The 14,943-nt window shown below is 63.3% G+C and carries 11 protein-coding genes; 6 read left to right on the top strand and 5 right to left on the bottom strand.

The window, feature by feature from the left end; all coding sequences use genetic code 11:
• Positions 1-32: 32 nt before the first annotated feature.
• Positions 33-1,505: a lytic polysaccharide monooxygenase gene (locus NCR93_RS03535; RefSeq protein WP_239295199.1), complete on the bottom strand. Its 1,473-nt coding sequence runs from the start codon at positions 1,503-1,505 to the stop codon at positions 33-35.
• Between the two features lie 319 nt (positions 1,506-1,824).
• Between NCR93_RS03535 and NCR93_RS03530 the strand changes: the two genes are divergently transcribed.
• The 4 genes from NCR93_RS03530 (at position 1,825) to NCR93_RS03515 (ending at position 6,576) form a co-directional block, all read left to right on the top strand.
• The gene (locus tag NCR93_RS03530) at positions 1,825-2,343 is read left to right on the top strand and encodes a Csu type fimbrial protein (RefSeq protein ID WP_008351043.1); all 519 of its coding nucleotides are present in this window, start codon (positions 1,825-1,827) and stop codon (positions 2,341-2,343) included.
• Positions 2,344-2,447: 104 nt separating this feature from the next.
• Positions 2,448-3,173, top strand: a complete 726-nt coding sequence (locus tag NCR93_RS03525; protein ID WP_175981722.1) for a fimbrial biogenesis chaperone — start codon at positions 2,448-2,450, stop codon at positions 3,171-3,173.
• A gap of 22 nt (positions 3,174-3,195) precedes the next feature.
• Positions 3,196-5,610: a fimbria/pilus outer membrane usher protein gene (locus NCR93_RS03520; RefSeq protein WP_250532171.1), complete on the top strand. Its 2,415-nt coding sequence runs from the start codon at positions 3,196-3,198 to the stop codon at positions 5,608-5,610.
• A 3-nt stretch (positions 5,611-5,613) separates the two neighbouring features.
• Positions 5,614-6,576 carry a Csu type fimbrial protein gene (locus tag NCR93_RS03515; RefSeq protein WP_175981717.1) on the top strand — a complete coding sequence of 321 codons (963 nt, stop codon included), beginning with the start codon at positions 5,614-5,616 and terminating at the stop codon, positions 6,574-6,576.
• Positions 6,577-6,604: 28 nt separating this feature from the next.
• Here the strand turns inward: NCR93_RS03515 and NCR93_RS03510 are convergent, their stop codons facing one another.
• The 4 genes from NCR93_RS03510 to apbC form a co-directional block, all read right to left on the bottom strand.
• Positions 6,605-8,890, bottom strand: a complete 2,286-nt coding sequence (locus tag NCR93_RS03510; protein ID WP_008351050.1) for an arginine/lysine/ornithine decarboxylase — start codon at positions 8,888-8,890, stop codon at positions 6,605-6,607.
• A 91-nt stretch (positions 8,891-8,981) separates the two neighbouring features.
• Entirely contained in the window at positions 8,982-9,551 is a 570-nt protein-coding gene (gene dcd / locus NCR93_RS03505) for a dCTP deaminase (protein ID WP_008351052.1), read from the bottom strand.
• A 161-nt stretch (positions 9,552-9,712) separates the two neighbouring features.
• Entirely contained in the window at positions 9,713-10,246 is a 534-nt protein-coding gene (locus NCR93_RS03500; protein ID WP_008351054.1) for a superoxide dismutase family protein, read from the bottom strand.
• A 119-nt stretch (positions 10,247-10,365) separates the two neighbouring features.
• Positions 10,366-11,454, bottom strand: coding sequence for an iron-sulfur cluster carrier protein ApbC (gene apbC / locus NCR93_RS03495; protein WP_175981715.1), 1,089 nt, complete (start codon positions 11,452-11,454; stop codon positions 10,366-10,368).
• A 261-nt stretch (positions 11,455-11,715) separates the two neighbouring features.
• Here apbC and NCR93_RS03490 point away from each other — a divergent pair, with 261 nt between their 5' ends.
• A complete protein-coding gene (locus tag NCR93_RS03490; protein WP_008351059.1) occupies positions 11,716-12,372 on the top strand; it encodes a YiaD family glycine zipper/OmpA-like lipoprotein in 657 nt (218 codons plus the stop codon).
• Positions 12,373-12,685: 313 nt separating this feature from the next.
• Positions 12,686-14,833 (top strand): methionine--tRNA ligase, encoded by a 2,148-nt coding sequence (gene metG / locus NCR93_RS03485; RefSeq protein WP_175981713.1) that lies wholly within the window; start codon positions 12,686-12,688, stop codon positions 14,831-14,833.
• The last annotated feature ends 110 nt before the right edge of the window (positions 14,834-14,943 follow it).

Genomic DNA, 14,943 nt, shown 5'->3' with positions numbered 1-14,943 from the left:
CGCCTCGATGCGGGCGCCGCGCTCCCCCTCTCTCATTTGCAGGCTCCGACTTTTTCCCAGGCGCCGTCCGAGTTCGTCGCCGGATCGGCGTTGGCGCTCCACCACTTGTTGCGATAGTTCATGCCGTTGTAGCTGACCGTCGTGCCCGCGGTCGCGTAGGTCTTGCTCGCGCTCCACGGCGCGGCGCACGCGAGCAACGTCTGTCCCGAACACGCGCCCAGGTCCTGCCACGATTTGCCGCTGCCCGAATTGCGCGAGGGATCGTCGGAGTTCTCCCAGCGCGCGCTGTAGTTGCGGCCACTCACCGATACGTTTTCCTTCGCCTTGTAGATCGTGCCCGACTGCCACGCGATGGCGCATGTCGCGCCTCCTGCGCTGGGTGAGGGGGCGGGGGTTGGTGTCGGCGTTGGCGCCGGTGCGGGCGTAGGTGTTGGCGTTGGCGTTGGCGTTGGCGTGGGCGTGGGCGTTGGCGTTGGCGTTGGCGTTGGCGTGGGCGTTGGCGTGGGCGTGGGCGTGGGCGCAGGTGAAGGCGTCGGCGTCGGTGAAGGCGCAGGTGCCGGCGCGCCGGTGTAATCGACCGCGAAGTTGTAGTCCTGCGGACTGTCGACGTAGATGCGGTTCGCCGACATCGTCTTCTGCGGCACGATGTTGCCGTTGTTGTCGATCAGCCCCAGCCGCACATGCTTCGCATCCGAGTTGACCTTCTGCGCCATCGCATACACCCAGTCCGCAGCGGCCGTCGTCTGCGCCGTCACCGTATAGCTGATCGATTCCAGATCGTGCCCGTCCGCATCGAAGACCCGCAGCGTGATCTTCATGCCCGCCGGTTGATCCAGCGCGGTCGTCGGGATCGGACGCATCTCGCGCCAGGTCGTGCGCGCGCCGTTGATGACCACGTCGCTGCACGCATAGAACGCTTCGGCGCTGTCGTTGCGCTGCCAGATCGTGTAAATGATCCGCCTGCCCGTTTTGCCCGCGGGCAGCTTGCATTGCAGCTTGTAGCGCCCGTTGTCGAGCGTCGCGCTGTTGAGTTCGCAGAACGGCTTGCTGTCGAGATCGGACCATTTCAACGGCTGATTGAAATCGTAGCCGTCCGAGGTCATGTACATCTGGAAGTAGCGCGTGACGTGCGGCGCGGTCGCGTACCAGACGAATGTGTAGTTTCCGCTCAGATCGGCCGAGATCGTCGTGGCCGGCCAGTCGCTTCGGCCGAGATCCAGACCGTAGTAGTTGGTCTTGCCGCCGCTGCACAGATGCCCGTCGGGCACGAAAGCCTTGTGATCGCCATTGGGCAGTTGATTCACGCCAGCCCAGTCGTACAGGAATGATGGCCCCGCCACCGCGACCGCAGCCTTGCACGGCGCCGACGTCGGGCTTTCCGGGCCCTCGAGGTAGCACGAATAGACGCGGCTGATCGGCGTCTCGATCGTACCGTGCGCCGACACCGCACACGGCACGGCCAACGGAAGCAGCACGAACGTCAATTTCCACTTCTCAGCGAACATGACAATCCCCTTTTTTGATTTGCTTCGCATATCTAATTCAAATCGTCGAACCGCGCCCGATCGCTCTTCATTCTAGAAGGCGCAATCGGGATGAGTTAGCACGAAGATGCTCCGTGCCGGCAGCCAGTGATTCGCGGCACGCATCAATCTCAATAACGCCCGCGACATAACCACAACAAGCGAAACACCGCGCCTACCTATCTCAATTAAGAGTCGTCTCATTCAGTCTTAGTCGCGTATTCCCTATGATTCATCCATGTCCTCGCGACGCCAGCGCGATTCAGCATCAGTCATCTTTTCGATCTCAGGAGTGTTCCTCATGCGTAACCTGTTCAAGAAAGCCGCCGTCATTGCCATCGTTGCAAGCGCCGCCACGCTCGGCGCCGTCGGTTCGCAGAATGCATTCGCCGCCACGAGCAAGACCGCGACTTTCGACGTCACGCTGACGGTTCAGGACGATTGCTCGATCGCCGCCAATCCGCTCGATTTCGGCAGCACCGGCGTGCTCACGCAGAACATCGATCAGAACGCCAGCCTGTCGGTCACCTGCACCAAGGGCACGCCCTACACCGTCGCCCTCGACGCGGGCACGGCCACCGGTTCGGCCATATCGGATCGCAAGATGGGCAACGCAGCAGGCGACGCATTCGTCTCGTTCAACCTGTATCGCGATATCGCCCGCACGCAGGTCTGGGGCAACACGGCGGACACCGACACGGTCGCGGGCACCGGCGACGGCGGCGCGCAAACCATCCCGGTCTATGGCCGCGTGCCGACGCAGAACACGCCCGCGGCTGGCGCGTATTCGTCGACCATCACCGCGACGGTCGTGTTCTAAACCTCGCATCGCGCTGCAAGCATCTCGCACTCAGCGCGACGCTTGCTTGTTCGCAGATAAATCTATATCAATGGGATAGTCGGGATGACATAAGGAGACCGACGATGCCCACCTTGCTACCGCGCGTCTGCGCGGTTTTTCTCTTTCTGCAATGCTCCGCGACGCTCGCCGCTTCATTGCAAATCTCCCCGGTAACGATCCAGCTCACTGCCGCGGAGAACGGCAAAGTCATCAACCTGAGCAACGGCGGCGACGAACCGATCCACGCTCAAGTGCGCGCGTTCGTCTGGGATCAGGCCGATGAACAGGACAAGCTGACGCCGACGCGCGAGATCGTCGCGAGCCCGCCTATCGCCGAAGTGGCCGCGGGCGGACAGCAGGTCATCCGCGTGATTCGCGCGAGCATGGAGCCGTTGCAGCAGGAGCGCGCGTATCGTCTGCTCATCGATGAATTGCCGCCGGAAGGCGCTACCGCCGGTGCAAACGTTCAGTTTCGCTTTCGATATTCTGTACGACTATTTATTTCGCCAGCCGGTGAAGCGGGCAAGCCGAAGCTGCAATGGAGCATCGTCGAGAGAAACGGCAAGCCGTTTCTGCTCGTCTCGAACAGCGGGGCGATCCATGCGCAGTTGAGCGCGGTATCGCTGAAAAACGGCGGCGCGGACATTCCGATTTCCGCGGGCCTGCTCGGCTACGTCCTGCCGGGCCGCGTGCGCGCGTGGGCGCTGCCCGCCGCCGCGAGCGCCTTGCGCGGCAAGCCGGCGGACGTCGCGGCGACGGTCAACGGCTCGGCCGTCACGGAGCGGCTCGGCGAGAGCGGCGGACCTTGATCGCTTGCGCATCGCCGCGAGCATGTCCTCGTCCGCCGACACCGCCAGGAAGACGCCGGGCCGGAAAGCTCGCGTCGCGCTGACGCTCGTTCTCGTGTCGGAAGCGGCGATCGCGCAGGTCGACATCACCGGCGGCGGCTCGCCCGCCGAACTGCCGAGCCTCTCGGGCGCAGCGCGCGGGGAGCCCTTCGGCGCGTTCGCCGAAACGAATCAGCAACTCGTGCTCGAGATCGTCATCAACGGAACGAATCTCGGCGAGCCGTCGGAGTTCGAACTGCGTCACGGCCAACTTTATGCCGAGCCGCGCACGCTCGGAGCCGCGGGCATCCGCGTGAGCGATTTGAAACCGGACGCCGATGGCTGGCTCGCGCTGTCGTCGATTCCCGGCTTGCGCGCGACGTATGCGCCCGCGCGCCAGCAGGCGATTCTCGACGTCGACGAAGCGCGCCAGACCACACGCAAGATCGGCTACACGCTGCCGGTCACGCCGAAGGCGACGTCAGGCACCGGCTTCCTGATGAACTACGACGTCAGTTACACGCGCGAATACGGCGAAGACAGCGAAAACAGCATCGGCGTGTGGAGCGAGCAGCGCCTCTTCACGCCCTTCGGCGTGTTCGACAACACCGGCACCTGGATCAACGCGGACGGCGGCTCGAACCGATACACGCGGCTCGACACGAACTGGAGCTACTCGAATCCCGCGAAACTTTTCACGATGACGGTCGGCGATTCGGTATCGGGATCGCTGCCGTGGTCGCGCTCCGTGCGCTTCGGCGGATTCCAGATCCAGCGCGACTTCACGCTGAGGCCCGACCTCATCACGTTTCCCCTGCCGATGTTCTCCGCCTCGGCCGCCGTGCCTTCCGCCGTCGATCTCTACGTCAACGGCCTGCGCCAGTACAGCGGCGAAGTCGCGCCCGGGCCGTTCCAGATCGCGCAGGCGCCGAGCCTGAACGGCGCGGGCGTCGCACAAATCGTCGTCACCGATGCGCTCGGTCGCCGCGTCACGACGAGCGTGCCGCTCTATATCGATGCGCGGCTCTTGTCGAAGGGATTGTTCAACTATTCGTTCGAACTCGGCTTCCTGCGCGACAACTACACGGTCGAGTCTTTCGACTACGAGCGTTCGCCCATCTATAGCGGCGTGTTCAGCTATGGCGTCAGCGACTGGCTGACCTTGCAGGCGCACGCCGAAGGCGGCCAGGGACTCGTCAACGGCGGCGCGGGCGCGGTGATCGGCACCGGCGGCTTCGGCGTGTTCAGCACGGCGGCGGCCGCGAGCAAGGTCGACGGTATGACCGGTTCGCTCTACAGCCTCGGCTATCAGTACATCGGGCCGAAGTTTTCCGTCAGTCTGCAGGGCACGCAGGCGTCGAGCGGCTATCGCGATGTCGCGTCGCTTACGGGCACGTCGACGTTTCAGCATGTCTATCAGGCGACGGCGTCGGTTTCGTTCCTGCGCACGCAATCGGCGACGATGAGCTATGTCGATTCCGAGGACAGCTTTTCCGGGCACGCGCGCGTCCTCACGCTCGCGTACAACGCGCAGTTCGGGCGGCGCTGGTCGCTCTTCGCGACGGCGTACCGCGACTTCCTGCAGAAGAACGTGTGGGGCGGATCGATCGGCGTGACGGTCGCGCTCGGCGGCAACATGGCGGTCAGCACGACGCTCGCGCAATCGGGCGGCCACTCGACGGCGGACGTCACCGCGTCGCGTCCGGCCGATTTCAGCGGCGGATGGGGCTGGACGGTGCAGGCGGGCGCGGGCGCGGATTATCGGCATGGGTTCGCGGGCGCGAACTATCGGGCGAGCTTCGGGGAATTCCAGGCGACGGCGCAGCGCTTCAACGGCACGACGACGGGCACCGCCGAGATGACCGGCGCAATCGCCATCATGGACGGTGCGGTGCTGCCCGCGCGCACGATCACGGATGGCTTCGCGCTCGTCTCCACCGACGGCGTCGCGGGCGTGCCGGTGAGCCAGGAGAACCGCAAGGTCGGCGTCACGAATTCGGGCGGCCATCTGCTGGTGCCGGATCTGCAGTCGTATCAGCGCAATCAGATCGCGATCGATCCGCTCGCCTTGCCCGCCGATGCGCGTATCGAAACGACGAAGCTCAACGTCGCGCCCGAACGGCGCTCGGGCGTGCTCGCGCGCTTCGGGATGTCGCGGTATCAGGGCGCGTCGGTGAGTTTCGTCGATGCGGGCGGCGCGCCGATCAAGGAAGGCGCCGCCGCGACCAACGAGAGCACGGGCGAAACGGCGATCGTCGGCTTCGACGGCCTCGCGTTCTTCAACAAGCTCGACGCCGCCAACACGGTGACGATTCGCGGACACGGCGCGAGCTGTTCCGCGCAGGTGCCGTTCGACGCCGCGTCGTCACACGAGTTGCCGCAGATCGGGCCGTTCGTCTGTCGCGGCAACGGAGGATGAATCATGCGAACGCGATCGTGGATACGAAGAGGCGCGGTCATCGTCGTCGCGATGTTTGCGCTGCTCGCGCTGCCGAAAGCGTCGCAGGCGCAGATGTGTTCGTTTTCCGTCGGCTACACGGATTTCGGCGAATACGACACGACCTATTCGGAGCCGACGGAGGTCGTCGGCGCGGTCATCATGTATTGCACCGGCTACACGACGCCGATGGTGCGCATGTGCCTGAACATCAGCACGACGTCGCCGCGCGTGCTGACCGGCCCGAACGGCGCGACGCTCGACTACAACCTATACGTCGATCCGGATCATGTGAGCGTGTGGGGCTCGATTCTCAACCCGTCGACGACGCCGTACATCATCGACCTGCCCGTGCATCCGAGCGGCAAGGTGTGGGCACAGGAGCCGTTCTACGGGCGGATTCCGCCGAATCAGCAGGTCGGATTGGGGACGTACACGCAGACGTTCACCGCCGCCGACACGTATTTCGTCTATGTGGGCTACAGCGGCACGCCGCCGAGTTGCAGCACGGCGACCGCGCCGTACAAGTCGGCGGCGTTCAACGTATCGGTCAACGTGGCGAACAACTGCAACATCTCCGCGACGCCGATGGTGTTCGGCACGCAGAGTTCTTTTCAGGAGCCGCTCGAGGCGACGAGCCGCATCACCGCGACCTGCACGTCGGGCGCGTCGTACAACATTGCGCTGAACGGAGGCACGTCGGACGGCGGCGCGATCACTGGGCGCAAGCTCACACGGGTGGGTGGGACCGAGACAATCGACTATCAGCTGTACATCGACCCTTCGCATACCGTCCCGTGGGGCGACGGCACGTCCGGGACTGTGATGGGCAACGGCGTCGGTACGGGCGTAGCCTACACCTTCACCGTTTATGGGCAAGTGCCTGCGCAATCGGCCCCACGGCCCGGCCCCTATCGCGACACGATCACCGCATTCATTATTTTCTGATGCGGCTCGTGATCGCCACTGCGTGCACTCAATCCCGCACGCAATCCACGAAATACTCGATCCGTCCGTTGATCATCTCGCCGACCAGCCCGTGAATATCCGTATGGAATCCCGGGAAGCGCTCGTTGAACTCGCGCGCGAAACGCAGGTAATCCACGATCGTGCGATTGAAACGCTCGCCCGGAATCAGCAACGGAATGCCCGGCGGATACGGCGTCAAAAGAATCGACGTCACGCGTCCTTCCAGTTCGTCGATAGGCACGCGATCGATCTCGCGGTGCGCGAGCTTCGCGAACGCCTCGGACGGCTTCATCGCCGGCTCCATGCTCGACAGGTACATCTCCGTCGTCAGGCGCGCGATGTTGTTCGCGCGATAGACGCTGTGAATCTGCTCGCATAGATCGCGCAGACCGATGCGCTCGTAAGACGGATGCTGCGCGACGAACTCCGGCAGCACGCGCCACAGCGGCTGATTGTTGTCGTAGTCGTCCTTGAACTGCTGAAGCTCCGTGACCATCGAGTTCCAGCGGCCCTTCGTGATGCCGATCGTGAACATGATGAAGAACGAGTAAAGCCCCGTCTTCTCCACGATGATGCCGTGCTCCGCCAGATACTTCGTCACGATCGCGGCCGGAATGCCGGTCTCGCCGAATTCGCCGTCGACGTCGAGTCCCGGCGTGATGATCGTCGCCTTGATCGGATCGAGCATGTTGAAGCCTTCCGCGAGCGCGCCGAAACCGTGCCAGCGGTCGTTGGGCTTCAGCACCCAGTCCTCGCGATCGCCGATGCCCTCTTCCGCCAGCGCGTCCGGGCCCCAGACCTTGAAGAACCAGTCGTCGCCGTATTCGGCATCGACCTTGCGCATGGCGCGGCGGAAATCGACCGCTTCCGCAATCGACTCCTCGACGAGCGCCTCGCCGCCCGGCGCTTCCATCATCGCGGCCGCGACGTCGCACGACGCGATGATCGCGTATTGCGGCGACGTGGACGTGTGCATCAGATACGCCTCGTTGAAACGATGACGGTCGAACGTGCTGTTCTCGCTGTCCTGCACGAGAATCTGCGACGCCTGCGAAATGCCCGCGAGCAGTTTGTGCGTGGAGTGCGTCGCGAACACGAGCGCGCCCGTGCGCGGACGGCCCGCGCCGATCGCGTGCATGTCCTGATAGAACGAGTGGAACTCGGCGTGCGGCAGCCAGGCTTCGTCGAAGTGCAGCGTGTCGAGCATGTCGCCGAGCAGATCCTTGATCATCTCGACGTTGTAGATCACGCCGTCGTACGTGCTCTGCGTGATCGTCAGAATGCGCGGCTTGATCTTCGGGTTCTTCGCCAGCGCCTCGCGCGCGAACGGATTCGCCTCGATCTTCCTGCGGATATTCTCCGGCTTGAACTCGTCGCGCGGAATCGGTCCGATGATGCCGAAGTGATTGCGCGTCGGCGTGAGGAACACGGGGATCGCGCCCGTCATCGTGATCGCGTGCAGGATCGACTTGTGGCAGTTGCGATCGACCAGCACGATATCGCCCGGCGCGACGGTCGCATGCCACACGATCTTGTTCGACGTCGACGTGCCGTTGGTCACGAAGAAGAGATGATCCGCGCCGAAGATGCGCGCGGCGTTACGCTCCGACGCCGCGACCGGGCCGGTGTGATCCAGCAGCTGACCCAGTTCCTCGACCGCGTTGCAGACGTCCGCGCGCAGCATGTTTTCGCCGAAGAACTGATGGAACATCTGCCCGAGCGGATTCTTCAGGAATGCCACGCCGCCCGAGTGCCCCGGACAGTGCCACGAATACGAGCCTTCGTCCGCGTACTGCACGAGCTCCTTGAAGAACGGCGGCGCGAGCGCATCGAGATACACCTTCGCCTCGCGGATGATGTGACGCGCCACGAACTCCGGCGTGTCCTCGAACATGTGGATGAAGCCGTGCAGTTCGCGCAGGATGTCGTTCGGCAGATGGCGCGACGTGCGCGTTTCGCCGTACAGGAAGATGGGGATATCGGCGTTGCGCTTGCGCACCGCGGTGATGAACGCGCGCAAGGCGACGATGGCCGTCGCCAGTTCCGGCGTATCGCCTTCTACGACGACGTTGTCCGCGTAAGGCAGCAATTCCTCGTCGTCGATCGACAAAATGAAACACGATGCGCGGCTCGACTGCTGCGCGAACGCGGCGAGATCGCCGTAACTCGTCAGGCCGAGGACTTCGGCGCCTTCCTTTTCGATCGCTTCTGCGAGCGCCCGGATGCCGGAACCCGAAATGTTTTCGGAGCGAAAGTCTTCGTCGATGATGACGACGGGGAAGCGGAACTTCATGGGGCGAATCTCCAAATGGAAACGACCGCTGCCCGAGTCGCAATCTCGGGGCCAGCGGTCTTTCGACAAGCTTGTAACGTGCGTGGTTCGATCAGGTTTTCGGCAGCGTCACGCCGTGCTGACCTTGGTACTTCCCGCCGCGATCGGCATACGACGTCTCGCACATTTCATCGCTTTCGAAGAACAGGACTTGGGCGACGCCCTCGTTCGCGTAGATTTTGGCAGGCAAAGGTGTCGTATTCGAGAATTCGAGCGTGACGTAACCTTCCCATTCCGGCTCGAACGGCGTCACGTTCACGATGATCCCGCAGCGTGCATACGTCGACTTGCCGAGGCACACCGTGAGGCACGAACGCGGAATGCGGAAATACTCGACCGTGCGCGCGAGCGCGAAAGAATTCGGCGGAATGATGCAGACATCGCCCTTGAAGTCGACGAACGATTTCTCGTCGAAGGCTTTCGGATCGACGATGGTGGAATTGATGTTCGTGAAGATCTTGAATTCGTCGGCGACGCGAATGTCGTAGCCGTAGCTCGACGTGCCGTAGCTCACGATCTTGCGGCCGTCCTCGGCCACGCGCACCTGATCGCGCACGAACGGCTCGATCATCTTGTGCTCTTCGGCCATGCGGCGAATCCACTTATCGGATTTGATGCTCATAGGGGACGCTACTCAACGGTGAACGGCTCGGTCTCGCGACCGCCGCCTGCGGTGAAACGGGGCATGGCCGGCGGCGGTTCTCGCCGCGCGGGCCAAACGAAAGCGGGTATTTTACGCGAAGCGCGCCGCCGCGCCGGGCGCTTCGCATGCCGCCGCAGCAGCTACCGCCGGATCACGCCGCAAGCGAGCGCGGGTCCGACGTTGTGCGGCGCGCTCGCGTACGGGTCGAGCGCTTCGCGGTGCAGCATGATCGCGCGCGAAATGATCGAGCGCACGCCGTCGAGCGAGACATCTGTCGCGACGATGAAGCCCGTCGCCGCGCCGGTTGCGTCCGCGTGGATGTTGCCGAGCTCGCCTTCGAGACGCGATGACGTTCGTCTGCGATCGGAAGGCAGCGCGAACACCGGACTCGCGTCCGGCCCGTTGACCGCGATGCAGTCGCCGCGCTCGTGAACGGTCAGCGCGTGATCGCTGTTCGGCGGCATGTCGGTGAGGCTGTAGGAAACCTGCACGCCGTCCGCGCGCTCGATCAGCGTGACGGTGCCGCGCGTGGCGTTGCCGGGCGTCGGATTCAAAACGGCGTCCGCGCGCTTTTCGTGATTCTGGAAGATGAGGCCGCAACCGCTCAGCATGACGCTGCAAGCGGCCATCGCGATCGAGGCGTAAAGCGCCCTTCCGTCGAATCTGTGTCTCATGCGATCCTCTCGGCGGCCCGCCGACGCCCCGTGCGTCCGCGCTGCCGCGCATCGAAGGCGACATGATACCGCGAGCCGCATCGCACAAGGCTCGCGCCGATTCGATCGCTTATTCGAAATCAGGTGTTCTGCACGACGATGCTCGGAAACTTCGAGGTCATGTCGCGCTGGCGCTCCGCAATCGAAATGGCGACGCGGCGCGCGATGGCGCGATACGTCTCCGCGATGCGGCTGTCCGGCTGCGACACGACGGTCGGCTGGCCCGCGTCGGTGCGCTCGCGAATGGCGATATCGAGCGGCAGGGAACCGAGCACTTCGACGCCGTATTCCTTCGCCATGCGCTCGCCGCCGCCCGCGCCGAAGATGTGCTCTTCGTGACCGCAGTTCGAGCAGATATGCGTGCTCATGTTCTCGACGATGCCGAGAATCGGAATCCCGACCTTCTCGAACATCTTCAAGCCCTTCTTCGCGTCGAGCAGCGCGATGTCCTGCGGCGTCGTGACGATCACCGCGCCCGTCACCGGCACTTTCTGCGATAGCGTGAGCTGGATGTCGCCGGTGCCCGGCGGCATGTCGACGACGAGGTAATCGAGACCCTTCCAGTTCGTCTGACGCAGCAATTGTTCGAGCGCGGACGTGACCATCGGGCCGCGCCAGACCATCGGATTGTCCTGCTCGATCAGAAAGCCAATGGAGTTCGCCTGAATGCCGTGGCCTTCGAGCGGATTCATCGTCTGATTGTCAGGCGATTCCGGACGGCCGGTGATGCCGAGCATCATCGGCAGCGAGGGACCGTAGATGTCCGCGTCCAGCATGCCGACCGACGCGCCTTCGGCCGCGAGCGCGAGCGCGAGATTCGTCGCCGTCGTGCTCTTGCCGACGCCGCCCTTGCCGGACGCCACCGCGATGATGTTCTTGACGTTCGGCAGCAGCTTCACGCCGCGCTGCACGGCATGCGCGACGACCTGCGACGAAACATCCACGGTCACGTTCGCGACGCCCGCGATCTGACGCAGCGCGCCTCCCACCATTTCGCGGATCGCACCGAACTGCGATTTCGCCGGATAGCCGAGCACGACACTCACCACGACGTTCGCGCCGTCGACGGATACGTTGCGAATGCTTTTCAGATCAACCAGCTTGCGGTTGGTGTTCGGATCGGTCAGTGTGGCGAGTGCGGCGTCGATCTTCGCGCGGTCAATACTCATCGAGACTCCATGGAACGATTGTTGCTGGCGCCCAGCGGCGCACGGAACACTCTGAGGAAATTGAAAGTAATTGTTAGCGCCGTTGCGTTGTAACGCTTACGCATTGCACTATCCCGCTGCAAATCTTTCCGGGGACGCATCCCACCGGGCAGTCGGGCGCTTTTCTCATTATTGTAGAGGCTCGCCCGGAGGCTCGTCCGAAGACCCTTTCGCACTGTCGGCGCATGCGCCGAACGCTTGTTGAATCAAAGGAGATCGTAGATGAATACTAAGTTGATGACCCGCCTGTCCGTCGTTGCCCTGGTGGGCGCGCTTCTCGCCGGCTGTCAAACGCAGCAGGGCACCAACACCGCAGTCGGCACCGGCGCGGGCGCCGCGACCGGCGCGGCGATCGGCGCGATCTTCGGCGGCGGCAAGGGCGCGGCGATCGGCGCGGCAGCCGGCGCGGCGACGGGCGGTATCGTCGGCTACAACTGGCAGTCGATCAAGAACAAGATCTCGGGTGACTCGAAGGGCACGGGCACGCAAGTGACCGAGCAGCAGGACGGCTCGCTGAAGGTGAACATTCCGAACTCGATTTCGTTCGACACGAACAGCTACGCGATCAAGCCGTCGTTCGATCCGGTGCTGAACTCCGTCACGCAGACGATGCAGCAGCATCCGGAGCTGATCGCGAGCGTGGTCGGCCATACGGATAACACGGGTCAGGCGGCTTACAACCAGACGCTGTCGCAGAATCGCGCGCAGAGCGTCGCGTCGTACATTTCGACGCACGGCGTCGCGGCGCAGCGTCTCGCGGCATCGGGCATGGGCCAGACTCAGCCGATCGCGGACAACTCGACGGAAGCCGGCCGCGCGCAGAATCGTCGCGTGGAGATCTATCTGCGTGCGACCGCGCAGCCCGGACAAGTGCAGTAAGCGTCTGATTATAAAGGAGAATATGCCGCCGCGAGGGCGGTGGCACGAGCGGCAATTAGTCGTCTGAAAAAAATTTGAAACTTGGACGCGGTGCTGCTGTCTGTCCTTACGGTAGGCGGATGGCGATGCCATCACCTGCCATTCTCCTCTTGTCGTTGTTGCTCCGGGGCCCGATTGGACCCCGGTTTTTTTTGGGCGCTCGAAACGCACTCCGCCCCATCCACCGCCGACTCCGCCCGCCTCTCCCCGCCCTGCTAAAATCGAACTCCGCGTTTTTTCACAACCTCAAGCACTCCCACCGGGCCGCGCCTTTATGTCAGCACCGATTTCAGCCACTGCCACCGCCGCGCCTGCCGCTCAAGCCTTTGAAGGCGGCCGCCGCCAGATCCTCGTCACGTCCGCGTTGCCGTACGCGAACGGTCAGATTCATATCGGCCATATGGTCGAATACATTCAGACGGACATCTGGGTTCGGACGCTGCGAATGCATGGCCACGAGGTCTACTACGTCGGCGCGGACGACACCCACGGCACGCCGATCATGCTGCGCGCCGAGAAGGAAGGCATCACGCCGAAAGCGTTGATCGAGCGCGTGTGGAAAGAGCACAAGCGCGACTTCGACAGCTTCGGCATCTCGTTCGATAACTACTACTCGACCGATGCCGAGGAAAACCGCGAACTGTGCAACACGATCTACGGCGCGCTGCAGCAGGCGGGCCTGATCGAGGCGCGCGACATCGAACAAGCCTACGATCCGGTCAAGGAAATGTTCCTGCCGGACCGTTTCATCAAGGGCCAATGCCCGAAATGCGGCGCGAAGGACCAATACGGCGACAACTGCGAAGTCTGCGGCTCGACCTATCAGCCGACCGAACTGATCAATCCGTATTCGGTCGTGTCGGGCGCGACGCCGATCCGCAAGACGTCGACGCATTATTTCTTCAAGCTGTCCGATCCGCGCTGTGAGGAATTCCTGCGCGGCTGGGTCAGCGGTCTCGCTCAGCCCGAAGCCACCAACAAGATGCGCGAATGGCTCGGCGACAAGGGCGAAGCCAAACTCGCCGACTGGGACATTTCGCGCGACGCGCCCTACTTCGGCTTCGAAATTCCCGGCGCGCCGGGCAAGTATTTCTACGTCTGGGTCGATGCGCCCGTCGGCTATTACGCGAGCTTCAAGAATCTCGCGGACCGCATCGGCGTGAATTTCGGGGAATGGGTGAAGCCCGGCTCGAAGGCCGAGCAATATCACTTCATCGGCAAGGACATTCTGTACTTCCACACGCTGTTCTGGCCGGCGATGCTCGAATTCTCCGGCCATCGCACGCCGACGAACGTGTTCGCGCACGGCTTCCTGACCGTCGACGGCGCGAAGATGTCGAAGTCGCGCGGCACGTTCATCACCGCGCAGAGCGTCATCGACACGGGGCTGAATCCCGAGTGGCTGCGCTACTACTTCGCGGCGAAGCTGAACAGCACGATGGAAGACATCGACCTGAATCTCGAAGATTTCCAGGCGCGCGTGAACAGCGATCTCGTCGGCAAGTACGTGAACATCGCGAGCCGCGCGGCGGGCTTTCTCATCAAGCGTTTCGACGGCCGCGTGCAGGACAGCGCGATGCATCATCCGCTCGTCGCGCAACTGCGTTCGGCGATTCCGCACATCGCCGGCTTCTACGAGTCGCGCGAATACGGCCGCGCGCTGCGCACGACGATGGAACTGGCCGACGCCGTCAACGCCTACGTCGACACCGCGAAGCCGTGGGAACAGGCGAAGGACCCGGCGAACGCCGTCGCGCTGCATGAAACCTGCAGCGTGAGCCTGGAAGCGTTCCGCCTGCTGTCGCTCGCGTTGAAGCCGGTTTTGCCGAAGCTCATCGAAGCGGTGGAATCGTTCCTCGGCATCGCGCCGCTCGTCTGGGCCGATGCCGACAAGCCGCTGTCGTCGGCGAGCGCGATCAACGCATACAAGCATCTGACGACGCGCGTCGATCCGAAGCAGATCGAGGCGTTGCTCGCCGCGAATCGCGAATCGCTCGCGCCGGCCGCGGAAGCCGCAGCCGCAACGGCGACGACAACAGCCGCTCTGGCCAAGACCGCCGCTAAGAAGCCGGACGATGCGGGCGTCATTTCCATCGACGACTTCGCGAAGGTCGATCTGCGTATCGCGAAGATCGTCGACTGCAAGGCCGTCGAAGGCTCCGACAAGCTGCTGCAACTCACGCTCGACGTCGGCGAGGACAAGACGCGCAATGTGTTTTCGGGCATCAAGTCGGCGTATCAGCCGCAAGATCTGATCGGCAAGCTGACCGTGATGGTCGTCAACCTCGCGCCGCGCAAGATGAAGTTCGGTCTGTCGGAAGGGATGGTGCTCGCGGCATCCGCCACGGACGAAAAAGCCGAACCGGGCCTCTACATTCTCGAGCCGCACAGCGGCGCGAAACCGGGCATGCGGGTGAAGTAACACGCATCGCATAACGAAAAGGGCACGCAGATCTGAACTGCACCCCAAAAGTTGGACACCCGTTCAACGATTTGGGGTGTTTTTTCATGAGCAAGTACAGCGCACGACTC

The sequence above is a fragment of the Caballeronia sp. ATUFL_F1_KS39 genome, from assembly GCF_023630985.1.
Lineage (GTDB): Bacteria > Pseudomonadota > Gammaproteobacteria > Burkholderiales > Burkholderiaceae > Caballeronia > Caballeronia zhejiangensis.
This window is presented reverse-complemented; position numbering and strand designations above follow the sequence as displayed.